This is a genomic window from Streptomyces amritsarensis (assembly GCF_001953875.1).
GTDB lineage: Bacteria > Actinomycetota > Actinomycetes > Streptomycetales > Streptomycetaceae > Streptomyces > Streptomyces amritsarensis.
Genome location: NZ_MQUR01000116.1, coordinates 1 through 20,954, shown reverse-complemented (window position 1 = coordinate 20,954; position 20,954 = coordinate 1). Strand labels below are relative to the sequence as shown.

The 20,954-nt window shown below is 72.0% G+C and carries 20 protein-coding genes and 2 tRNA genes; 12 read left to right on the top strand and 10 right to left on the bottom strand.

Annotation, left to right across the window (positions count from 1 at the left end):
* Positions 1-59 precede the first annotated feature (59 nt).
* Both AVW11_RS31620 and AVW11_RS31615 read right to left on the bottom strand, forming a co-directional pair.
* The gene (locus AVW11_RS31620; RefSeq protein ID WP_030850030.1) at positions 60-596 is read right to left on the bottom strand and encodes an NUDIX hydrolase; all 537 of its coding nucleotides are present in this window, start codon (positions 594-596) and stop codon (positions 60-62) included.
* Positions 593-2,011 (bottom strand): zinc-dependent metalloprotease, encoded by a 1,419-nt coding sequence (locus AVW11_RS31615; protein ID WP_060176729.1) that lies wholly within the window; start codon positions 2,009-2,011, stop codon positions 593-595. The genes AVW11_RS31620 and AVW11_RS31615 overlap by 4 nt, the downstream gene beginning before the upstream one ends.
* A gap of 194 nt (positions 2,012-2,205) precedes the next feature.
* Here AVW11_RS31615 and AVW11_RS31610 point away from each other — a divergent pair, with 194 nt between their 5' ends.
* The 4 genes from AVW11_RS31610 to AVW11_RS31595 all read left to right on the top strand — a co-directional run bounded on the left by AVW11_RS31610 (position 2,206) and on the right by AVW11_RS31595 (position 5,615).
* Complete coding sequence (locus AVW11_RS31610) at positions 2,206-3,384, top strand: SDR family oxidoreductase (protein ID WP_030850026.1); 1,179 nt, start codon at positions 2,206-2,208, stop codon at positions 3,382-3,384.
* Between the two features lie 123 nt (positions 3,385-3,507).
* Entirely contained in the window at positions 3,508-3,969 is a 462-nt protein-coding gene (locus AVW11_RS31605) for a molybdenum cofactor biosynthesis protein MoaE (protein WP_030850024.1), read from the top strand.
* Between the two features lie 173 nt (positions 3,970-4,142).
* A complete protein-coding gene (locus tag AVW11_RS31600) occupies positions 4,143-4,358 on the top strand; it encodes a hypothetical protein (protein ID WP_037833721.1) in 216 nt (71 codons plus the stop codon).
* 165 nt (positions 4,359-4,523) lie between these two features.
* On the top strand, positions 4,524-5,615 hold the full coding sequence (locus tag AVW11_RS31595; RefSeq protein ID WP_030850021.1) for a YlbL family protein: 1,092 nt from the start codon (positions 4,524-4,526) through the stop codon (positions 5,613-5,615).
* A gap of 36 nt (positions 5,616-5,651) precedes the next feature.
* On the opposite strand, the gene AVW11_RS31590 is transcribed toward AVW11_RS31595, so the two are convergent.
* Positions 5,652-6,221, bottom strand: a complete 570-nt coding sequence (locus AVW11_RS31590; RefSeq protein ID WP_030850018.1) for a PPA1309 family protein — start codon at positions 6,219-6,221, stop codon at positions 5,652-5,654.
* A 131-nt stretch (positions 6,222-6,352) separates the two neighbouring features.
* Here AVW11_RS31590 and AVW11_RS31585 point away from each other — a divergent pair, with 131 nt between their 5' ends.
* From AVW11_RS31585 to AVW11_RS31570, 4 genes are all read left to right on the top strand, one after another.
* Positions 6,353-9,229: a UPF0182 family membrane protein gene (locus tag AVW11_RS31585; protein WP_060176730.1), complete on the top strand. Its 2,877-nt coding sequence runs from the start codon at positions 6,353-6,355 to the stop codon at positions 9,227-9,229.
* 52 nt (positions 9,230-9,281) lie between these two features.
* A tRNA-Met gene (locus tag AVW11_RS31580) sits at positions 9,282-9,355 on the top strand.
* A 192-nt stretch (positions 9,356-9,547) separates the two neighbouring features.
* Complete coding sequence (locus AVW11_RS31575) at positions 9,548-11,404, top strand: tetratricopeptide repeat protein (RefSeq protein WP_107052335.1); 1,857 nt, start codon at positions 9,548-9,550, stop codon at positions 11,402-11,404.
* Positions 11,405-11,487: 83 nt separating this feature from the next.
* Positions 11,488-11,561, top strand: a tRNA-Met gene (locus tag AVW11_RS31570).
* 143 nt (positions 11,562-11,704) lie between these two features.
* On the opposite strand, the gene AVW11_RS31565 is transcribed toward AVW11_RS31570, so the two are convergent.
* Positions 11,705-12,121: a Fur family transcriptional regulator gene (locus AVW11_RS31565; protein ID WP_030658790.1), complete on the bottom strand. Its 417-nt coding sequence runs from the start codon at positions 12,119-12,121 to the stop codon at positions 11,705-11,707.
* 129 nt (positions 12,122-12,250) lie between these two features.
* On the opposite strand from AVW11_RS31565, the gene AVW11_RS31560 reads away from it, so the two are divergent.
* Positions 12,251-13,720 carry a catalase gene (locus tag AVW11_RS31560; protein ID WP_030850008.1) on the top strand — a complete coding sequence of 490 codons (1,470 nt, stop codon included), beginning with the start codon at positions 12,251-12,253 and terminating at the stop codon, positions 13,718-13,720.
* A gap of 69 nt (positions 13,721-13,789) precedes the next feature.
* Here the strand turns inward: AVW11_RS31560 and AVW11_RS31555 are convergent, their stop codons facing one another.
* Together AVW11_RS31555 and hisN are read right to left on the bottom strand one after the other, a co-directional pair.
* Complete coding sequence (locus AVW11_RS31555; RefSeq protein ID WP_030850004.1) at positions 13,790-14,182, bottom strand: CBS domain-containing protein; 393 nt, start codon at positions 14,180-14,182, stop codon at positions 13,790-13,792.
* A 171-nt stretch (positions 14,183-14,353) separates the two neighbouring features.
* Positions 14,354-15,157: a histidinol-phosphatase gene (hisN, locus tag AVW11_RS31550; RefSeq protein ID WP_030850001.1), complete on the bottom strand. Its 804-nt coding sequence runs from the start codon at positions 15,155-15,157 to the stop codon at positions 14,354-14,356.
* Positions 15,158-15,312: 155 nt separating this feature from the next.
* Between hisN and AVW11_RS31545 the strand changes: the two genes are divergently transcribed.
* Positions 15,313-15,855: a TetR/AcrR family transcriptional regulator gene (locus AVW11_RS31545; RefSeq protein WP_030849998.1), complete on the top strand. Its 543-nt coding sequence runs from the start codon at positions 15,313-15,315 to the stop codon at positions 15,853-15,855.
* On the opposite strand, the gene AVW11_RS31540 is transcribed toward AVW11_RS31545, so the two are convergent.
* From AVW11_RS31540 to AVW11_RS31525, 4 genes are all read right to left on the bottom strand, one after another.
* On the bottom strand, positions 15,821-16,144 hold the full coding sequence (locus AVW11_RS31540; RefSeq protein WP_030658800.1) for a DMT family transporter: 324 nt from the start codon (positions 16,142-16,144) through the stop codon (positions 15,821-15,823). The two genes, AVW11_RS31545 and AVW11_RS31540, sit on opposite strands and share 35 nt — an antisense overlap.
* Before the next feature lie 101 nt (positions 16,145-16,245).
* Entirely contained in the window at positions 16,246-17,256 is a 1,011-nt protein-coding gene (gene rsgA / locus AVW11_RS31535; protein WP_030849996.1) for a ribosome small subunit-dependent GTPase A, read from the bottom strand.
* 8 nt (positions 17,257-17,264) lie between these two features.
* Entirely contained in the window at positions 17,265-18,623 is a 1,359-nt protein-coding gene (gene aroA / locus AVW11_RS31530; protein WP_030849993.1) for a 3-phosphoshikimate 1-carboxyvinyltransferase, read from the bottom strand.
* Between the two features lie 64 nt (positions 18,624-18,687).
* Positions 18,688-19,401, bottom strand: a complete 714-nt coding sequence (locus AVW11_RS31525; RefSeq protein WP_030849990.1) for a M50 family metallopeptidase — start codon at positions 19,399-19,401, stop codon at positions 18,688-18,690.
* 52 nt (positions 19,402-19,453) lie between these two features.
* On the opposite strand from AVW11_RS31525, the gene AVW11_RS31520 reads away from it, so the two are divergent.
* Entirely contained in the window at positions 19,454-20,272 is an 819-nt protein-coding gene (locus AVW11_RS31520; protein ID WP_076046750.1) for an SOS response-associated peptidase, read from the top strand.
* A gap of 25 nt (positions 20,273-20,297) precedes the next feature.
* On the top strand, positions 20,298-20,954 hold a 657-nt coding region (locus tag AVW11_RS31515), incomplete at its 3' end, for an alpha/beta hydrolase family protein (RefSeq protein ID WP_076046748.1).

The window sequence follows — 20,954 nt, the reverse complement described above, 5'->3', positions numbered from 1 at the left end:
GAAAGGGGCGGCCCCGTACGGGACCGCCCCTTTCGCCATGCCCGGACCGGCCCGCGGGCTCAGCCCGCGGCGTCGAGCCGGGCCAGGGTCGCCTCCAGCAGCAGGACGACCGAGGTGTCGGCCACCGAGGCCACCTCCTCGTACGGGAACCAGCGCACGTCCAGGGACTCCTCGCTGATCCCCGCCACCGCGCCGGCCGGGGCCAGCGCCGCGTACTGCACGTCCAGGTGCCAGTTGCAGGGCGCCGGGATGGGATGCCGGTCCAGGCGCACCGGTCCGCCGGGCACCAGGGCCAGCCCGTGCTCGATGCCGGACTCCTCGCGGGCCTCGCGCAGGGCCACGTCCGCCATCGTCGTGTCACCGGGCTCGCAGTGGCCGCCCATCTGCAGCCACATGCCCAGCTTCCTGTGCAGGGTCAGCAGCACCCGCCGGCCCACCGGGTCGATCACGAGCGCGCTGCCCGTGACGTGCCCCGCCTCGCAGGGCTTGTAGACCCCGTCCGGGTGGGCGGCCAGGTGCTCCAGGTAGAGGTCGCGCAGCTCGGCCTGGTCCTCGTAGCCCTTCAGGACCAGGACCGCGTCGTCGTGGAGGCTCACTTGCTCTCTTCGCCCTCGCCGTCGTCCTGCCGGCCGCGCTTCTCGGCGGCTTCGCCGAGCATCTTGTCGATCTCGGAGAAGTCCAGCTGCTCGCGGTGCACGAAGCCGTCCGGGTCGTCCAGGTCGGAGGCGGTCGGCAGCATGTCCGGGTGCTCCCACAGCCCGTCGCGGCCGTCGACACCGCGCGCGTCGGTCAGCGAGGCCCACAGGCGCGAGGCGTCGCGCAGCCGCCGCGGCCGCAGCTCCAGGCCGATCAGCGTCGCGAAGGTCTGCTCCGCCGGTCCGCCCGAGGCGCGCCGCCGGCGCATGGTCTCGCGCATCGCGTCCGCCGAGGTCAGCCGCGGCTTGGCGGCCTCGTGCACCACCGCGTCGACCCAGCCCTCGACCAGCGCGAGCGCCGTCTCCAGGCGGGCCAGGGCGGCCTTCTGCTCGGGGGTGTCCTGCGGCTGGAACATGCCGCCCTGCAGAGCCTCCTGCAGCTGCTCCGGGTTGGACGGGTCCAGCTGGCCGACCACGTCCTCCAGCTTCGAGGTGTCCACCTTGATGCCGCGGGCGTAGCCCTCGACGGCTCCGAACAGGTGCGAGCGCAGCCACGGGACGTGCGCGAAGAGCCGGGCGTGGGCCGCCTCCCGCAGCGCCAGGTACAGCCGCACCTCGTCCGAGGGGACGCCCAGGTCCTTGCCGAAGCCCTCGATGTTCAGCGGGAGCAGCGCGGCCTTGCCCGCCGGGCCCAGGGGCAGTCCGATGTCGGTGGAGCCGACGACCTCGCCGGCGAGGACGCCGACGGCCTGCCCGATCTGCTGGCCGAACATGGCCCCGCCCATGGAGCGCATCATGCCCAGCAGCGGGCCCGCCATGGCCTGCATCTCCTCGGGCAGCACGCTGCCCATGGCCGCACCGACGCGCTCGGCGACCGGGTCCACGAGCTCCTTCCACACCGGGAGGGTGGCCTCGACCCACTCGGCGCGGCTCCACGCCACGGCCGTGGTGGCACCGGAGGGCAGCGAGGTCACGCCGTCCAGCCAGTGGTCGGCCAGGCGCACGGCCTCCTCGACGGCCGACTTCTCGGCGATGCCGACGCTGGTGTCCTTCACGCCGTCCGCCGTGCCCTGCGCGACGGTGCGGCGGGCGATGTCCTTGGCCATGTCCCAGTTCACGGGACCGCCCTCGTAGCTGAGCATCTGACCGAGCTGCTGGAAGGCCGCACCGAGGTCGTTCGGGTTCATCGAACCGAACATCGCGGCGAACGGATTGTCCGCGCCGCCGGTGCCACCGGCGCCCGGCAGCCCCATGCCGGGGAACCCGAAGGGATTCGCGGGGCCGCCCTGACCGCCCTGGTTGCCCTTTTTCCTGCCTTCGTCGCCGTTGTCCGGCTCCTCCGGCGGAAGGCCGAATCCGAATGGGGTGTCGCTCACGGGTTTCCTCGGCTCGTAGGGCCGTCGGCACAAGCCGACGGGCAATGGTCCCGACAACACCACCCAGCGTAGACACCGGAGCCCGCATCCGGGCTCGGTGCTCCGCCGACTCCTGGGCTGCGGCAGGATGGACATCACCTGGTGGGTACGCGTCACGGCGCGTCCCTACTGAAGACAACCGCTGGAGACGCCCGGTGAGTTCCCCAGATCCGCACGTTTCGGATAAGCGCAGCCGCGCTACGCAGGACGACGACCGCCCCGAGCACGGCGACGGCGCCCCCGGCGTTCGCCAGCCGCGAAACCCGGGAGGCCCCCGCCGGCCCAGCCCCGTGATCGCCGTGACCGGCGCCGCCTCGGGCGTCGGGGCTGCCCTCGTGAGCCGCCTCGCCGCCTGTGACGAGGTCAAGCAGGTCGTCGCCATCGACGAGCGGCGCGGGGACTGCGCGGCCGCCCAGTGGCACGTGCTCGACGTACGGGACCCGGCGATCGCCGAAAAGCTGCGCGGCGCCGACGTCGTCGTCCACCTCGCCCTGGACCTCGACCTGGAGACGGACCCGGCGGCCCGTACGGCGTACAACGTGCGCGGGACCCAGACCGTCCTCACGGCGGCCGCCGCGGCCGGTGTGCACCGGGTCGTGCTGTGCACCTCCGCGATGGTCTACGGAGCCCTGCCCGACAACGACATCCCGCTGTCGGAGGACTCCGAGCTGCGGGCCACCGCCGAGGCGACCGGCGTCGGCGACCTGCTGGAGATCGAGCGCCTCGGCCGCCGGGCGCCCCGCGCCCACCCCGGGCTCAACGTCACCGTCGTCCGCCCCGCGGTCCTGGTCGGCGGCACCGACACCGCGCTGACCCGCTACTTCGAGTCCCCGCGCCTGCTCGTCGTCGCGGGTTCCCGCCCCACGTGGCAGTTCTGCCACGTGGAGGACCTGGTCAGCGCCCTGGAGTACGCGGCCCTGGAGAAGGTCGAGGGCGAGCTGGCCGTGGGCTGCGAGGGATGGCTGGAGCAGGAGGAGGTCGAGGAGCTGAGCGGCATCCGCCGCATGGAGCTGCCCTCGGCGGTCGCCCTGGGCGCCGCGGCCCGCCTGCACCGCATCGGCCTGACCCCGTCCCCGGCGGGCGACCTCGCGTACACGATGCATCCCTGGGTGGTCAGCGTCAGCGGCCTGCACGCGGCCGGCTGGCGGCCGCGCTGGACCAACGAGGAGGTCCTCGCCGAGCTCCTCCAGGAGGTCGCGGGCCGCCACACGGTCGCGGGCCGCAGGCTGGGCCGCAGGGACGCCGCCACGGCCGCCGGTGCGGCGGGCGCGACGGTGGCCCTGCTCGGCGCGGCCGCCGCGGTCCGGCTGGCCCGCAAGCGCCGCGGGATCTGATCCCGCGGCGCCGGATCGGGTGCGGGACCCTGCCGGATCCTGTAGGAGACTCCCAAGGCCGGTGCCGCGGGCCGGGTGAATCAGCTATTTCGCCCTGTCAGCGCCTAGGGCACGATGGACGGTATGGCACCGCACTTCGACCACCCCGGCGAGCAGGCCGCCCAGGACCCCGTCCGGCTGCTCGAGATCCGTGACACCCCGCTCTCGATCGACGAGGTCTTCCGGGCCGTCGGCGACGACGCCACGGGCGGTACGACGCTCTTCGTCGGCACGGTGCGCAACCACGACGGCGGGGCGGACGTCGACTCGCTCGGCTACTCCTGCCACCCGACGGCGCAGGCCGAGATGCGCCGGATCGCCGAGCGCGTCGTGGCCAAGTACCCGGTCCGCGCCCTGGCCGCCGTGCACCGCGTGGGCGATCTCGCCGTCGGCGACCTGGCCGTGGTCGTCGCGGTCTCCTGCCCGCACCGCGGGGAGGCCTTCGAGGCCTGCCGGATGCTGATCGACGACCTCAAGCACGAGGTCCCCATCTGGAAGCACCAGACTTTCGCCGACGGCTCGGAGGAGTGGGTCGGCGCCTGCTGACGCCGTCGGCCCGGCCCGGCCTGACGGGCGACCCCGGTCGCGGAGCGTGATCGGCGGGCGGTACCCTCACACCCGTTCGGCCGCGCAACACGCCCTCGATTTGCGTAACCCCCCCACGGGCACGAGCGTTGAAGCCACCGACGAAACGCACTTCGGGGTAGGGAGGCACGCCCATGGCATCTCTGGCGTGGTTGCTGATTCCGCTGTTCGCCGCGATCGGCGCGGCGATATGGGGCAGCTGGGCGGCACGAGACCGCACGCAAGGCGACATATCCGAGCTCGCGGGATACGCACGGTTCCGTGAAGCCATGGGCAACGGCCAGGGTCATGGCAGTGCCGATCAGGTCAGGGCGAAGGCCGAGGCCGCTTCCGCCTCCGACACCGTCTGACACCGGATCCGGCGCGGGGCGTACCGCCCCGCCCCACCCCCCGGCACCGCGCCCGGCACCGCGCACCGCGCACCCCGTGAGAATCCGCTGAGAGTTTCGCGCACGGACCCCGTACGGACCGGCCCCGAGGGCCGCTCGCCGGGGCCGTCCCGTACTGTCGGACGCATGCCACGCCGCACCGCGACGATGCTCGCCTCCACCCTGGTGCTGTTCGCGCTGCTCTGCGCAGGGGTGTTCATCAAGGTCCCGTACTCCGAGATGAGCCCCGGACCGACGGTGAACACGCTCGGGGACTCGCACGGCGAGCCGGTCCTCAACATCTCGGGGCGCAAGACGTACCCGACCAGCGGCCACCTCAACATGACGACGGTCCGCGTCACGGGTGCCGACTACGAGATGAACCTGGTGGAGGCCGTCTACGGGTGGCTGGCCGGCGACAACATCGTCGTCCCGCACGAGAACCTCTACCCCAACGGCAAGACCGACGCGGAGTCCACCCAGGAGAACGCCGAGGAGTTCAGCCAGTCGCAGCAGAGCGCGAAGGTCGCGGCGCTCAAGCAGCTCGGCATCCCGGTCACCGCCCGCGTCATCGTCGCCTCCGTGGTCAAGGACAGCCCCTCCGAGGGTCGGCTGCACGCCGGTGACGTGGTCAAGGCCGTGGACGGCGCGCCCGTCACCGCCCCCGAGGACGTGGCCAAGCTCGTCACCAAGCACAAGCCCGGCGAAGCGGTCGAATTCACCATCATTCCCGCCGCCGACGTCGCCGCGGCGGCCAAGGCCGGACGCGAGCCCACCGGCACCTCCAAGGTCACGATCACCGCCGGCAAGGCGGAGGGCGACGGCCGCGCCATCGTCGGCATCCGGGCCGGCAGCGACCACACCTTCCCGTTCACGATCGACATCAAGCTCGCCGACGTCGGCGGCCCGAGCGCGGGGCTGATGTTCGCCCTGGGCATCGTCGACAAGCTGACCCCGGAGGACCTGACCGGCGGGAAGTTCGTCGCCGGCACCGGCACCATCGACGACGCCGGCAAGGTCGGCCCCATCGGCGGCATCCAGATGAAGACCATCGGCGCCCGCAAGGCCGGCGCGGAGTACTTCCTCACCCCCGCCGACAACTGCGCCTCCGCGGCCTCCAACGCGCCGGACGGGCTGACGCTGGTGAAGGTCTCCACCATCGACGACGCGACGAAGTCGCTGGAGAAGATCCGCAAGGGGGACACGGCCGGGCTGCCGCAGTGCAGCGCCAAGCCCTGACCGGTCCGCCTCCCCGGCCCCCCGCCCGGACACCCCTCAGGCGAAGGTCGCGGCCAGTGCCTCGGCGAGACCCGGCACCAGGCCCCCGCCGGTGAGGACCTCCGTCGAGGAGTCCTTCTCGCGCAGCCGTACGGCGGACTCCCGCGAGCCGTCGCGCAGCACGGCCACGGTGATCCGGACCTCCTGGCGCTCCGGGTGCCCGGCGACCCACTTCGACAGCTGCTTGTCGCTCAGGCCCTCCGGTACGGAGGCCTCCGCGGACGGCGGCAGCATCAGGCGTTCGACGGTCAGCGCACATCCGACGACGGCGTCGGGCCAGGCGATGGTGCCCAGGAACTTGTCGAGGGGGGTCCCGGACGGGACGGTGTCCTGCTCGATCGGGGTCAGGGAGCTCTTGCCGGCGTCGTCCGTGTCGAGGCCGAGCTGGGAGGCCAGGCGCGGCTCCTGCTTCTTGAGCCGGGCGGTGTCGACCAGCGCGAACAGCCGCGCGGGCCGGTCCCAGCCGAGGCCGGCCGCGTACTCGTCGATCTCGAGACAGGCGCGGGTCAGCGGGCTGGCCGCCATGGGGGTGCCGGGGGAAGGCGAAACGTTGGACATGGACAACATCCTGCCTCCTTTCCGCCCCATACCGGGAACTGACCGCAGCCTCAGTAAGTTGCATGAATGGGCTCTACGATCGGGGGTCCGTTCCATACCAGTACTCAGCGACTTTCGAGGTGCGCACCTTGGCTTTCCAGATGCCGGACCGCGGCGGAGGCCCTTCCGGGCCACGGATGAGAGTCGGACGCCCCTCCCGGCGTGCTCGCACTCTCCTCATGACCTTGGGCGTGCTGGCCGTCCTGGGAATGCTCTTCATCATGTTCGCCGGCTTCTGGACGGACTGGCTCTGGTTCCGCTCCGTGAAGTACTCGACCGTCTTCACCACCACGCTGTGGACCAAGATCGGCCTCTTCGCCGTCTTCGGGCTGCTGATGACGGGTGCGGTCGGGCTGAACATCTGGCTGGCGCACCGGCTGCGGCCGCCGCTCAGCGCGATGTCGATGGAGCAGCAGAGCCTCGACCGCTACCGGATGAGCATCGCCCCGTACAAGAAGTGGCTGCTCCTCGGTATCTCGGTGCTCGTCGGACTGATCGCCGGAGCCTCGGCGGCCGGCCAGTGGAAGACCTGGCTCATGTACGTGAACGGGGTGCCCTTCGGCACGAAGGACCCCCAGTTCAGCATGGACGTGTCCTTCTACACCTTCGACCTGCCCTGGTACCGCTTCCTGCTGGGCTTCGGCTTCGCCGCGGTCGTCCTGTCGGTGATCGCCGCGACCGTCGTGCACTACCTCTACGGCGGACTGCGCGTGACGAGCCCGGGCGCCCGGGCCACCGCGGCCGCGACCGGGCACCTGTCGGTGCTGCTCGGCCTCTTCGTCACGCTCAAGGCGGTGGCGTACTGGCTCGACCGGTACGGGCTCGCCGTGAAGTCCAGCGACTTCAAGGCCGCCGACAACTGGACGGGCCTGCGGTACGTCGACGCGAACGCGTACCTGCCGGCGAAGACGATCCTCGTGGCCATCGCCGCGATCTGCGCCGTGCTGTTCTTCGCGACGCTGTGGCGCCGCACCTGGCAGCTGCCGGTCATCGGCTTCGGCCTGATGGTGCTCTCGGCGATCCTGATCGGCGGGCTCTACCCGGCGATCGTGCAGAAGTTCCAGGTCCAGCCGAACGAGCAGGCCAAGGAATCCCCGTACGTCCAGAAGAACATCAAGGCGACGCGCGACGCCTACGGGATCGCCGGGGCCGAGGTCAAGGACTACCCGGGCGTCCCGCAGACCGAGGACCGCACCAAGCTGCGGTCGGCTGCCGACACCACGGCCAGCCTGCGCCTGCTCGACCCGAACATCGTCTCGCCGGCCTTCCAGCAGCTCCAGCAGGTCAAGGGCTACTACGCCTTCCCGTCCACGCTCGCCGTCGACCGGTACAGCGGGCAGGACACGGTCATCGGCCTGCGTGAGCTGAACATCGGCGGCATCCCGAAGAACAACTGGATCAACGACCACTTCAAGTACACGCACGGCTACGGCGTGGTCGCGGCCAAGGGCACCACCGTGAAGGACGGCGCCCCCGACTTCACGCAGTCCGACCTGCCCTCCAAGGGGATCTTCGGCACGGACTTCGAGCAGCGGATCTACTACGGCGAGCAGACCAAGCAGTACTCGATCGTCGGCGGTCCGCAGAAGGAGCTCGACTACTCCGACGACAAGGGCGAGAAGGAGACCAGCTACCAGGGCGACTCCGGCGTCAACCTCGACAACCCGGTCAACCGGGCCGCCTACGCGCTGACCTTCAGCGAGCCGCAGATCCTCTACTCGGGCGCCATCGGCGAGGGCTCGCGGATCCTCTACCACCGCACGCCCAAGCAGCGCGTCGAGGCCGTCGCCCCGTGGCTGACCATCGACGGCGCGCCCTACCCGGCCGTGATCGACGGCCGGATCAAGTGGATAGTCGACGCCTACACGACCACCAACGGCTACCCGTACGCCTCGCGCACCACGCTGGGCCAGAGCACCGCGGACTCGCTGACCAACAGCCAGCGCGCGGTGGTCGCCCAGGAGAACCAGGTCAACTACATCCGCAACTCGGTGAAGGCCACCGTCGACGCCTACGACGGCTCGGTCGACCTGTACCAGTGGGACACCCAGGACCCGGTCCTGAAGACCTGGATGAAGGCGTTCCCGGGCACGGTGAAGCCCAAGAGCGAGATCGACAAGCCGCTCATGGACCACCTCCGCTACCCGCAGGACCTCTTCAAGGTCCAGCGCGAGCTGCTGACCCGGTACCACGTCACCGACCCGCAGACCTTCCTCAGCGGCAGTGAGGCCTGGGCCGTCCCGGACGACCCGACGACCAAGGCTGGCACGGCGGTTCCGCCGTACTACCTGTCGATGAAGATGCCGGAGCAGAAGGAGAAGGACCAGGTCTTCTCGCTCACCACGACGTTCACGCCGAACGAGCGGCCCAACCTGAGCGCCTTCATGGCGGTCAACGCCGACCCGGGCACCGCGGACTACGGCAAGATCCGCATCCTGAAGATGCCCACCAGCAAGCCGCCGGAGGGCCCCGGCCAGGTGCAGAGCAAGTTCCAGTCCGAACCGAAGATCGCCGAGTCCATCCGCCTGCTGCGCGGTGGCGACTCGGAGATCGAGTACGGCAACCTGCTCGCGGTGCCGCTCGACGGCGGGATGCTCTACGTCGAGCCGGTCTACGTACGCAGCTCCGGCCTCAAGTACCCGCTGCTGCGCAAGGTGCTGGTGACCTACGGAAACCAGACCGCCTTCGAGGACACCCTGGAGAAGGCGCTGAACGTGGTCTTCGGAGCCGAGGCCCCGACCACGCCGGTGCCGCCGGCCCAGCCGCCGGGTGAGGGCACCGTCACGCCCCCGACCAACGTGGACCCGACGGTCAAGGCGGCCCTCGCCGACGCCCAGAAGGCGATCGACGAGGCCGAGAAGGCCAGGCAGGCCGGTGACTGGGCGGCGTTCGGCAAGGCCCAGGACGACATCAAGGCCGCGCTGAAGCGGGCGATCGAGGCGGAGGCGAAGGCCACACCCCCTCCCTCGGGCGGCTGATGATCAAAGCGTGAAAGCTCCGTCCCGCGTCGTGATACTGTGGTTTCACCGACGCGGGGTGGAGCAGCTCGGTAGCTCGCTGGGCTCATAACCCAGAGGTCGCAGGTTCAAATCCTGTCCCCGCTACTGAAGACGAAGGCCCGGATCCATGGGATCCGGGCCTTCGTCATGTCCGGACGGGACACGCGGTAGCTGAGGTGGGTGAGTTGGGGCAGGAGCGTGTTTGACTTACCTCACTGTGGGCATGTCGACAAAACGCTGTAGTGACCTCACTGACTGCGACATACCAGGTGTACGCGGGTAGCAGGTGATGCGACGATGGGATTTATGGGGGACAGGTCAACTCTGCTGGAGACAGGGCGGTTTGTGAGGGCGCAGGCCGAAGCGGGCACAGGAGCCAACGATTCGGCACCCGTTGCCGACACGCAGACCGCGCTGACCGATGCGGATTTCGCGCAGGAGATGTTCGCCGAGACCGACGCGGCCAGCGACGCCGAGCTGGAGGCCCGGCACCGGGTGGCCGCCGACAAGGGCGACCCCGGTGCCATGAGCGTGCTCGGCGCGCTGCTGCTGCGCCGCGGGGACCTGGACGGCGCCGAGCCGTACCTGCGCGGGGCCACCGCCGAGGGGGACCGCGCCGCCGCCAACAACCTGGGCGTCCTCCTGCTCCAGCGGGGCTACCCCGACGAGGCCGCCGGCTGGTGGCGGGTCGCCGCCGTCGCCGGCTCCGCGCCCGCCGCGCACGCCCTGGGCCGCCACTTCCGCGAGCGCGGGGACGAGCCGGCCGCCGAGTACTGGCTGCGCCAGGCGGCGGAATCCGGCCACGCACTGGGTGCGTACGGGCTGGCCGACCTGCTGGAGCACCGCGGCGACAAGGGCGTGGAGCGGTGGTTCCGCGCTGCCGCCGAGCAGGGGCACCGCGAGGCCGCCTACCGGCTGGCGCGGCACCTGCGCAAGGGCGACCCCGCCGAGGCCGAGCAGTGGTACCGCCAGGCGGCCGCCCGCGGGCACCGGCGGGCGGCGCTGCACCTGGGCGCCCTGCTGGAGGCGCGCGGGGAGCTCAAGGAGGCCGGGCGCTGGTACCTGACCTCCGCCAAGCAGGGCGAGGCACGGGCCGCGTGCGCGCTCGGCTTCCTGCTGCGCGACGCCGGCGACGAGGAGAGCGCGGCCGCGTGGTGGCACCGGGCGGCGAAGGACGGCGACGGCAACGCCGCGAACGCCCTGGGCGCCCTGCACGCCGCGCGCGGTGAGACCCAGACCGCGGAGCGCTGGTACCGGACCGCCATGGACGCCGGAGATCAAAACGGGGCGTACAACCTTGCTTTGCTCTGCGCCGCACAGGACCGCACCGCGCAGGCCGAGCAGTGGTACCGGCGCGCCGCCTACGCCGGCCACCGCGAGGCGGCCAACGCGCTGGCCATCATGCTGCTCCAGGTCGGCGACGCGGCAGGCGCCGAACCGTGGTTCTCGAAGGCCGCCGAGGCGGGCAGCGTCGACGCCGCCTTCAACCTCGGCATCCTCTTCGCCAGCCGCGACGAGGACCGCACGGCGCTGAAGTGGTACGAGCGGGCCGCCTCGGCCGGCCACACCGACGCCGCCCTCCAGGTCGGCATCGCGCTGGTGCGGGACGGGGAGGAGCGGGCCGCCGAGCGGCACCTGCGGTGCGCGGCGGGCGGCGGCAGCGCCGAGGCGGCGTTCCGCCTGGCCGCGCTGCTGGAGTCGCTGGCTCCGCCGCCGGAGCCGCCGGCGCTGGGGGAGCCGGTCGGCAGCGCCCCGCGCACCGAGAGCGAGGAGTGGTACGAGCGGGCCGCGGAGCTGGGGCACCGCCGGGCCCAGGTGCGCGTCGGCATGCTGGCGGCCGCCCGCGGCGACATGGAGGCGGCGGCCCGCTGGTACCGGGAGGCGGCCGAGGCGGGGTCCCGCAACGGCGCGTTCAACCTGGGGCTGCTCCTGGCCCGCGAGGGGAGCGAGCCGGAAGCCGCCCTGTGGTGGACCCGCGCGGCGGTGGCCGGCCACGGTCGCGCCGCCCTGCGGCTGGGTCTGCTGGCGGCCCGCCACGGCGATCTCGCGGAGGGTCAGAAGTGGTGTGCCCGGGCCATGGAGCTGGGGCCCGCCGAGGTCTCGGAGCGTGCGGCCCGGCTGCGGGAGGCGCTGGCGGAGGAACTCTCGGCGTGAGCGGCCCCCGGTTGGGCGTGAGCGGCCCACGGTTAACCGATTTGCATCTGCCGGGGGCGTTCACGTAACGTTGGGTTTACCGACGCGGGGTGGAGCAGCTCGGTAGCTCGCTGGGCTCATAACCCAGAGGTCGCAGGTTCAAATCCTGTCCCCGCTACTGAAGCCTCAGGGCCCGGATCCAATGGATCCGGGCCCTGAGGCGTTTCCGGGCCCGTTTTCACCGGTGAAGCGCTCCGGTGCGCGAAAAGGCCCGGACCCCTCGGCGGTTTCTCGGGGTCCGGGCCTTCGTGTGTCCGAAGGTCAGGCGCCGGCGCAGTTCGGGCAGACACCGCGGTAGGTGACCTCGACCGCCGACACGACGAAGCCGAAGCGCTCGGAGTCCGGCAGGTCGGCCAGCGGGTTGCCCGCCGGGTGGACGTCGCGGATGGCGCCGCACCGGGCGCAGACCAGGTGCTGGTGCGGCCGGTGGGCGTTCGGGTCGTACCGCTTGGCGCGCCGGTCCGTGGCGACTTCCAGCACCTCGCCGAGGGAGACGAGCTCGCCCAGCGTGTTGTAGACGGTCGCGCGGGAGATCTCGGGCAGCTTGGCCACAGCGCGCGCGTGCACCTCGTCGGCCGTCAGGTGCACGTGGTCACCGTCGAGCACCTCGGCCACGACGCGCCGCTGTGCCGTCATGCGCCAGCCGCGCCCGCGAAGTCGTTCCAGCAGGTCACTCATGGACATCAGCCTAACAGCGAGGGGACTCGGTGTAACTCCCGAACCAGTTCGGAATTGGATCCTTACTTGACTTGGACAAAGTCCATCGTAGGATCGAGTACGGCGAACGCCAAGGACAGGACAGCAGCAATGACGCAGGAGGCGCACGTGACGCAGGGACCGCTCACCACGGAGGCCGGAGCGCCGGTCGCCGACAACCAGAACAGCGAGACGGCCGGTATCGGCGGCCCCGTTCTGGTCCAGGACCAGCTCCTGCTGGAGAAGCTCGCGCACTTCAACCGCGAGCGCATCCCGGAGCGCGTGGTGCACGCCCGCGGCGCCGGCGCGTACGGCACCTTCACGCTGACCCGCGACGTCTCGCAGTGGACGCGCGCCGCGTTCCTGTCCGAAGTCGGCAAGCAGACCGAGACCTTCCTGCGCTTCTCCACCGTGGCGGGCAACCTGGGCAGCGCGGACGCCGTGCGCGACCCCCGGGGCTGGGCGCTGAAGTTCTACACCGAAGAGGGCAACTACGACCTCGTCGGCAACAACACCCCGGTGTTCTTCATCAAGGACGCCATCAAGTTCCCCGACTTCATCCACACCCAGAAGCGCGACCCGTACACGGGCTCGCAGGAGGCGGACAACGTCTGGGACTTCTGGGGCCTGTCGCCCGAGTCCACCCACCAGGTGACCTGGCTGTTCGGTGACCGCGGCATCCCGGCGTCCTACCGCCACATGAACGGCTACGGCTCGCACACCTTCCAGTGGAACAACGAGGCCGGCGAGGTCTTCTGGGTCAAGTACCACTTCAAGACCGACCAGGGCATCAAGAACCTCACCCAGGCCGAGGCCAACCGGCTGGCCGGCGAGGACCCGGACTCCCACCAGCGCGACCTGCGCGAGTCCATCGAGCGCGGCGACTTCCCGACCTGGACCGTGCAGGTCCAGATCATGCCGGCGGCCGACGCCGCGACCTACCGCTTCAACCCGTTCGACCTCACCAAGGTGTGGCCGCACGCGGACTACCCGCCGATCGAGATCGGCAAGCTGGAGCTCAACCGCAACCCGGAGAACGTCTTCGCCGAGGTCGAGCAGTCCATCTTCAGCCCGGCGCACTTCGTCCCCGGCATCGGTCCGTCCCCGGACAAGATGCTCCAGGGCCGTCTCTTCGGCTACGGCGACGCCCACCGCTACCGCGTCGGCATCAACGCCGACCACCTGCCGGTGAACCGTCCGCACGCCACCGAGGCGCGCACCAACTCCCGTGACGGCCACCTGTACGACGGCCGGCACAAGGGCGCGAAGAACTACGAGCCGAACAGCTTCGGCGGTCCGCACGAGACCGGCCGCCCGCTGTGGCAGCCGGTCGCGGTCACCGGCGGCACGGGCAACCACGCCGCACCCGTGCACAGCGAGGACAACGACTTCGTCCAGGCAGGCAACCTCTACCGCCTCTACTCCGAGGACGAGAAGGCCCGACTGATCGAGAACCTCTCCGGCTTCATCGCCAAGGTCTCCCGCGACGACATCGTCGAGCGGGCGATCGACAACTTCCGCCAGGCGGACGGCGACTTCGGCAAGCGCCTCGAAGCCGCGGTCCAGGCCCTCCGCGCCTGATCGGGACCGCTTGCCGTAGCAGGACGCCGGGCCGCAGACCTCTTCGGAGGACTGCGGCCCGGCGTCGTCTCACGCGGAGACCGCGCGCCGCGCCGGGACCCAGCAGCGGATGACGTCGCGCACGGACACGATGCCCACCGGTCCGCCGTGCTCCAGCACGATCAGGTGCCGGAATCCGCCGTGGGCCATCGCCTCGGCGGCTTCCTGCAATGTGGCGTCGGGGGTGCAGAACACGACGTTGTTGGTGGTGTGCGCGGCCACCGACTCGCGGTCGGGATCGTGGCCCGCGCCGATCGAGTTGAGGATGTCGCGCTCGGTCAGGATGCCGATTCCGCTGTGGTCGGGGTCGAGGACGACGGCCGCGCCGATGCGCCGGCCGGACATCAGGCAGGCCGCCTGCCGGAGGGTGTGTGCGGGTCCGAGGGTGAGGATCACGGTGCTCATTGCGTCACGGACGAGCATGAAGAGAGCCACCTCCTGGGGTGATTCCCCCCGCTCCGGTGGGTGCACAGGGCGAAGTCGCCTCAGTGAAACGCTTCACAAAGGCACAAGCGGGGGGATTCCCAGACTCCCACGGACCGGGAGGGCCAGCAAGGAGGCGTGCGAAAGGAGCGCGCCCGGCGCGGGGGCGCGTCAGGCGCGCGGGCGGAGCAGGTCGAGCATCTCGTCGTGCAGCAGTCCGTTCGACGCCGCCGCGTTGCCGCCGTGCACGCCGTCGACCCCGTCCAGGCCGGTGAAGCGGCCGCCCGCCTCCTGGACCACGACCGCGACGGCCGCCATGTCCCACAGGTTCAGTTCCGGCTCGGCGCACAGGTCCAGGGAGCCCTCCGCGACCATCATGTACGGCCAGAAGTCGCCGTATCCGCGGGTGCGCCAGCACGCCCGCGTGAGGTCGAGGAAGCCGGGCAGCCGCCCCTGCTCCTCCCAGCCGGTCAGCGAGGAGTACGCGAACGAGGCGTCGCCCAGTTCGCCCACCCGGGACACCTCGATCGGGGTGGGCTCGCCCAGCGCGCCCCCCGAGTACGCGCCGGAGCCCTGCGCCGCCCACCAGCGCCGGCCCAGCGCCGGCGCCGACACCACGCCGACCACGGGGCGGAACACGCCGTCCTCTCCCTCGGCCATCAGGGAGATCAGGGTCGCCCAGACGGGGACCCCGCGGACGTAGTTCTTCGTACCGTCGATCGGGTCCACGACCCAGCGGCGCGGGCCGCTGCCCTTGAGCCCGTACTCCTCGCCCAGGATGGCGTCGTCGGGCCGGGCCGCCGTGATGCCGGCCCGGACGACCTCCTCCGCGGCCTTGTCCGCCTCGCTCACCGGGGTCATGTCCGGCTTCGTCTCGACCTTCAGGTCGAGGGCGCGGAACCGCTGCATCGTGGCGGCGTCCGCCGCGTCGGCGAGTTCGAGGGCAAGGCGAAGGTCATCGTCATACTCGGGCATGCCCGAACAGTAGCGAGACTCCGCGACCGCGGCCAACGAGGTCCGCGCCCCGACCGGGCGGATCCGGCCGCACGCCCCCTCGGCGGCCGATGCGCCCTTGACAGGGTCTGGCGGCCCGTCAACTCTGGCCGGAGAGGCGAGGCGGGGAGGCGCGGATGCCGGCAGCCCGGGAGTCCTTGTTGGACGCGGCGGCAGCGGCGCTCTCGGCGCGCCCCTGGCCGGACGTCCGGATGGTCGACGTGGCCGCTGCGGCCGGGGTGTCGCGGCAGACCCTCTACAACGAGTTCGGCGGCAAGGCCGGCCTGGGCCGCGCCCTGGTCCGCCGCGAGGCCGACCGGTACCTCGAAGGGGTGGACCGGGTCCTGTCCGCCCCGGTCCGGGCCCCCGAGCGGCTCGCCGCGGTCGCGGAGTGGACCGTACGGGCGGCCCGCGCGCACCCGCTCGTACGGGCCCTGCTCACCGGCAGTTGGGGACCGGGCCTGCCCGCGGCGGGCGGACGCGACCCCGGGCCGGGCGAGCTCGCCCGGACGGTGCGCGACCGGGCGGCCGCCGCGCTCACGCCGGGGGAGGGCCCGCAGCGGTGCGAGTTGGCGGTGCGGCTCGCCCTCTCCTACGTGATCGCGCCGGGGGAGGAGCCGGGGCCGGGGGAGCTGATCGGGCTGCTCAGTGCGCCGATCCGGACAGCTGGAGCCCGATGACCCCCAGGATGACCAGCGTGATCGAGACGAGTTTGAGAGTGGAGACCAGGTCGCCGAGGAAGACCATGCCGTAGATGGCCGTACCGGCCGCGCCGATGCCCGTCCAGACCGCGTAGGCCGGACCCACGTCCAGCTTCTTCAGGGCCAGGGTCAGCAGGCCGAAGCTGCCGAGCGCGAAGCAGGCGAAGGCGACGGTCGGCCAGAGCCGGGTGAATCCGTGGGAGAGCTTGAGGCAGACCGCGAAACCGGTCTCCAGGAGTCCGGCGACGACGACCAGCAGCCACGCCATGGCGAATGCCTCCCCGCGTCATGTGACATCGCGTCACTGGTGCGATTATGCACTTGTCCAGGCAGGTCCCCCGACAAACACGGCATACCCGCCGGGCCCGGTCAGTCCCCCTCGCGGCGCTCGCGCGTCGCCAGCAGCCTCCGCAGCGAATAGAGCCGCGCCGGATCCGCGTGGCCGTCCTCCACCCACTTGTCGAGCGCGCAGTCCTGCTCGTCGTGGCTGCACGCGCGCGGGCACTCCTCCGTACCGGGCACCAGGTCCGGGAAGGCCAGGATCACCCGGGACGGGTCCACGTGGTGCAGGCCGAAGGACCGCACGCCCGGGGTGTCGATGACCCAGCCGTCACCCGAGGGCAGCGGCAGCGCCAGCGCCGAGGTGGTCGTGTGCCGGCCGCGGCCGGTGACCGCGTTCACGTGCCCGGTGGCGCGCTGGCGGCCCTCGGCGACCAGCGAGTTCACCAGGGTGGTCTTCCCGACGCCGGAGTGGCCGACGAAGGCGGTGATCCGGCCGGTCAGGTGCTCGCGGACCCGGTCGGCCGCGCCGCCGGCGGCCAGTTCCTCACGGTTGGTGACCACATACTTCAGGCCGAACGTCGAGTAGATCTCCAGGATCTTGTCCGCGGAGGTCAGGTCGGACTTGGTCAGCACCAGCAGCGGCTCCAGGCCGGCGTCGTACGCCGCCACCAGGCAGCGGTCGATCATCCGGGGCCGCGGCTCCGGATCGGCCAGGGCGGTCACGATCGCCAACTGGTCGGCGTTGGCGACGACCACCCGCTCGTACGGGTCGTCGTCGTCCGCGGTGCGCCGCAGGACGGACTTGCGGTCCTCGATCCGCACGATCCGGGCCAGCGTGTCCTTCTTGCCGGACAGGTCCCCGACGATCCAGACCAGGTCGCCGACGACCGCGGCCTTGCGGCCGAGCTCCCGGGACTTCATCGCGGTGATCGTGCGGCCGTCGACCAGGCAGGTCAGCCGGCCCCGGTCGACGGTCAGGACGAAACCCTCGGAGGCGTCCTCGTGCTTGGGCCGGATGTTCGTCCGGGGCCGGTTGCCCTTGGGGTTGGGGCGCTGGCGGATGTCGTCCTCGTCGGTGTGCTTGCCGTACCTGCGCATGACGTGCCCTACGCTCCCGCACCCGCTTCGGGCCCCGCGTCCCCGGCCAGCATGTCCGTCCACATCTTGGGGAAGTCCGGCAGGGTCTTCGCGGTCGTGGCCACGTTCTCGATCTGCACGCCCTCCACGGCCAGGCCGATCACCGCGCCCGCGGTGGCCATCCGGTGGTCCTCGTAGGTGTGGAACACCCCGCCGTGCATCCGGCGCGGCCGGATGCGCAGACCGTCCTCGGTCTCGGTGACGTCGCCGCCGAGCGCGTTGATCTCCTTGGTCAGCGCGGCCAGCCGGTCCGTCTCGTGCAGCCGCAGGTGGGCGACCCCGCGCAGCACCGACTCGGAGTCGGCCAGGGCCGCCACCGCCGCGATGCCCGGGGTGAGCTCGCCGACCTCGCTCAGGTCCACGTCGATGCCGTGGATCTTGCCGGTGCCGGTGAAGACCAGGCCCGCGTCCGTCAGTTCGCAGGAGCCGCCCATCTCCGTGAAGATCCGGCGCAGCGCGTCACCGGGCTGCGTGGTGCGGCGCGGCCAGTCGGGAACGGTCACCGTGCCACCCGTGATCAGGGCCGCGGCCAGGAAGGGCTGGGCGTTGGACAGGTCCGGCTCCACGACCATGTCGCGGCCCAGCAGGGCGCCGGGGGAGACCCGCCACACGTCCTTCTCGCCGCCGGCCTCGGGGGTGTCCACCTGGGCGCCCGCCGCGCGCAGCATCTCCACGGTCATCCGGATGTGCGGCATCGACGGCAGGTTGCCGCCCACGTGCCGGACCTCGACGCCCTGGTTGAACCGCGGGGCGGACAGCAGCAGGGCGGAGACGAACTGCGAGGAGTTGCTGGCGTCGATCTCGACCGTGCCGCCCTCCAGGGCCCCGCCGCCCTGGACGGTCATGGGCAGCGCGCCCCGGCCGTCGTCGTCGATACGGGCGCCGAGCGTGCGCAGCGCGGTGATGACCTGCCCGAGCGGGCGCTCGTAGGAGCGCGGGTCGCCGTCGAAGCGGATGTCGCCGTCGGCGAGGGTGGCGACGGGCGGCAGGAAGCGCATGACCGTTCCGGCGTTGCCGACGTCCACCGTCGTCGGGCCGTGCAGGGCCGCCGGGATGACCCGCCAGGCCTCGCCGCTCGCGCCGGCGCCGGCGGAGCTGGAGGACACGGTCTCCTCGATGCCCACGCCCATCGCGCGCAGCGCGTCCGACATCAGCTGGGAGTCGCGCGAGCGCAGCGGGCGGCGTACCCAGCCCGGCTCGGAGGCGAGGGCGGCGAGCACGAGGGCGCGGTTGGTGACCGATTTGGACCCCGGCACCGTGACGGTGGCGTGGACGGTCCCATCGGCGAGCGGAGCGGGCCAGAGGGCAGGGGCGGGGGTCTCGGTCATGGCCCCCACTTTAGTGGCTTCCTCCGGACCCGGATCTTGATCGCCTTCCGGTCTCGGAGGGTGGTCACAGGCCGAGCAGCCAGCGGCCGCCGCCGACCAGCGAGCACAGGGCGACGACGTGGAAGAAGAGCAGCCACACCACCGGGTGCAAGTGGGTGAGACGGCCCAGCTGGTCGGCGTCGGAATCGGGGGCCCCGCCGCCCCGCCGCTTGGCGCCCAGCTCGAAGACCGGCCGGACCCCGCCCAGCAGCAGGAACCACACGACGAGGTAGGCGAAGACCGCCTGCACGTCGGCCGGGCTCAGCCAGGACACCAGCAGGAAGGTTCCGCCGGTCAGCACCACCGTCAGCGCCCCGTACGCGTTCCGGATCATCACGAGCATGGCCACCAGCAGGGCCGTGGCCGCCCACAGCAGCAGCGTGATCCGGTGCGCCGACAGCAGGGCCGCCCCGCCGAGGCCGAGCAGCGAGGGCGCGGTGTAGCCGCCGGCCGCGGTCAGGATCATCCCCAGCCCCGTCGGCCTGCCCCGGCTGACGGTGACCCCGCTGGTGTCGGAGTGCAGGCGTATCCCGCTCAGCCGGCGCCCGGTGAGCAGCGCCAGCAGGCCGTGCCCGCCCTCGTGCGCGATGGTGATGGCGTTGCGCGACAGCCGCCACAGCGGGCGGGGCCCCACGGCGGCCAGCGCGACCACGCCGGTCGCGATCACCAGCCACTGATCCGGTGCGGTCTGTATGCCCGTGAGCCGGTCCCACAGGCCGGCCGTCGTGCTGCTGTCCATGGGTGGCGGACTCCTTGCGGTGGTGTGCGGTGGACATGGCAGTGTGGCAGCCATGTGCGGACGGTATGCAGCCAGTCGTGGACCGCAGGACCTCGTGGAGGCCTTCGGCATCGAGAAGTGGGAGCCGGAGGAGGCCCTGGCCCCCGACTTCAACGTGGCGCCGACGAAGGAGGTCCACGTCGTCCTCGACCGTCCTGTGAAGGACGCTTCGCACCCGCGTCCGGTTCGCCAGCTGCGCGTCCTGAGATGGGGACTGGTGCCCTCCTGGGCCAAGAACCCCGACGGCGCCGCCCGGATGATCAACGCCCGGTCGGAGACCCTGCACGAGAAGCCGTCCTTCCGCCGCGCGTTCGCCCAGCGCCGCTGCATCATCCCCGCCGACGGGTACTACGAGTGGGTCACCGCCCACGACGAGCGGCAGCTGGAGGTGGAGGGGAAGAAGAAGCGGGCCCGCAAGCAGCCCTACTTCGTGCTCCCCTGCGACGGCTCCGTGTTCGCCATGGCCGGCGTATACGAGTTCTGGCGCGACCGGACCCTGCCCGACGAGCACCCCCTTGCCTGGTGGGTCACCTGCTCGGTGATCACCACCGAGGCCGAGACCGGGCCGCTGGGGGTCGCCCCCGCGGACGGACCGCGCTCGCTGTCGGAGATCCATCCGAGGATGCCGCTGATGCTCACCCCCGACCGCTGGGACGCCTGGCTGGACCCCGCGAACACCGACACCGAGGGCTCCCTGCGGCAGCTGCTCGCACCGCCGCCGGGTGGGCTGATGCGCGCCTACCCGGTGTCCACCGCCGTGAGCAGCGTGCGCAACAACGGGCCGGAACTGCTGACCGAGCTGGCCGCGCCGGAGGAGGGCACCCTGTTCTGACCGCCCGGGGCGGCACGATGGGGGCATGACCACGCGTACCGAGAGTGTCGACACCCCACCGGGCGAGGCCCGCATCACCTGGCACACCGCCCCCGGGGCCCGGCTCGTCCTCGCCGTGGGCCACGGCGCCGGCGGCGGCATCGAGGCCCGGGACCTCCAGGCCCTGGCCGCGGCCCTGCCCGCCCGCGGGATCACGGTGGCGCTCGTCGAACAGCCCTGGCGGGTCGCCGGGAAGAAGGTGGCCGCCGCACCCGGGGTGCTGGACGAGGGCTGGCGCGGGCTGTGGCCGGCGCTCACGCGGCCCGGGCTGCCGGTGGTCGCGGGCGGGCGCAGCGCCGGGGCCCGCGTGGCCTGCCGCACCGCCGGGGAACTGGACGCCGCCGGGGTCCTGGCCCTGGCGTTCCCGCTGCACCCGCCGGGCCGGCCCGAGAAGTCCCGCGCCGAGGAGCTCACCGGGGCGGGCCGGCCCGCGCTCGTGGTCCAGGGCGGCAGGGACCCGTTCGGCCGCCCCGAGGAGTTCCCGGCGCCCGGTGGGAGGCACCCGTACGAGCTCGTGGAGGTGGCCCACGGCGATCACGGGTTCGCCGTGCCTAAGAGGGCGGCCGTCACCCAGGAGGAGGCGCTGCGGACGATCACCGAGGCGGTCGGGGAGTGGCTCGCGCGGCTCCCCGGGGGACGCGGG

Bases quoted from the DNA above. Each gene is read 5' to 3' on its own strand.
- AVW11_RS31605 (WP_030850024.1), top strand. From the start codon at position 3,508: ATGGCACCGCACTTCGACCACCCCGGCGAGCAGGCCGCCCAGGACCCC.
- AVW11_RS31525 (WP_030849990.1), bottom strand. From the start codon at position 19,401: ATGGACAGCAGCACGACGGCCGGCCTGTGGGACCGGCTCACGGGCATA.
- rsgA (WP_030849996.1), bottom strand. From the start codon at position 17,256: ATGCGCAGGTACGGCAAGCACACCGACGAGGACGACATCCGCCAGCGC.
- AVW11_RS31540 (WP_030658800.1), bottom strand. From the start codon at position 16,144: ATGGCGTGGCTGCTGGTCGTCGTCGCCGGACTCCTGGAGACCGGTTTC.
- AVW11_RS31585 (WP_060176730.1), top strand. From the start codon at position 6,353: ATGCCGGACCGCGGCGGAGGCCCTTCCGGGCCACGGATGAGAGTCGGA.
- AVW11_RS31600 (WP_037833721.1), top strand. From the start codon at position 4,143: ATGGCATCTCTGGCGTGGTTGCTGATTCCGCTGTTCGCCGCGATCGGC.
- AVW11_RS31565 (WP_030658790.1), bottom strand. From the start codon at position 12,121: ATGAGTGACCTGCTGGAACGACTTCGCGGGCGCGGCTGGCGCATGACG.
- AVW11_RS31555 (WP_030850004.1), bottom strand. From the start codon at position 14,182: ATGCTCGTCCGTGACGCAATGAGCACCGTGATCCTCACCCTCGGACCC.
- hisN (WP_030850001.1), bottom strand. From the start codon at position 15,157: ATGCCCGAGTATGACGATGACCTTCGCCTTGCCCTCGAACTCGCCGAC.
- AVW11_RS31520 (WP_076046750.1), top strand. From the start codon at position 19,454: ATGTGCGGACGGTATGCAGCCAGTCGTGGACCGCAGGACCTCGTGGAG.
- AVW11_RS31560 (WP_030850008.1), top strand. From the start codon at position 12,251: ATGACGCAGGAGGCGCACGTGACGCAGGGACCGCTCACCACGGAGGCC.
- AVW11_RS31575 (WP_107052335.1), top strand. From the start codon at position 9,548: ATGGGATTTATGGGGGACAGGTCAACTCTGCTGGAGACAGGGCGGTTT.
- AVW11_RS31545 (WP_030849998.1), top strand. From the start codon at position 15,313: ATGCCGGCAGCCCGGGAGTCCTTGTTGGACGCGGCGGCAGCGGCGCTC.
- aroA (WP_030849993.1), bottom strand. From the start codon at position 18,623: ATGACCGAGACCCCCGCCCCTGCCCTCTGGCCCGCTCCGCTCGCCGAT.
- AVW11_RS31595 (WP_030850021.1), top strand. From the start codon at position 4,524: ATGCCACGCCGCACCGCGACGATGCTCGCCTCCACCCTGGTGCTGTTC.
- AVW11_RS31590 (WP_030850018.1), bottom strand. From the start codon at position 6,221: ATGTTGTCCATGTCCAACGTTTCGCCTTCCCCCGGCACCCCCATGGCG.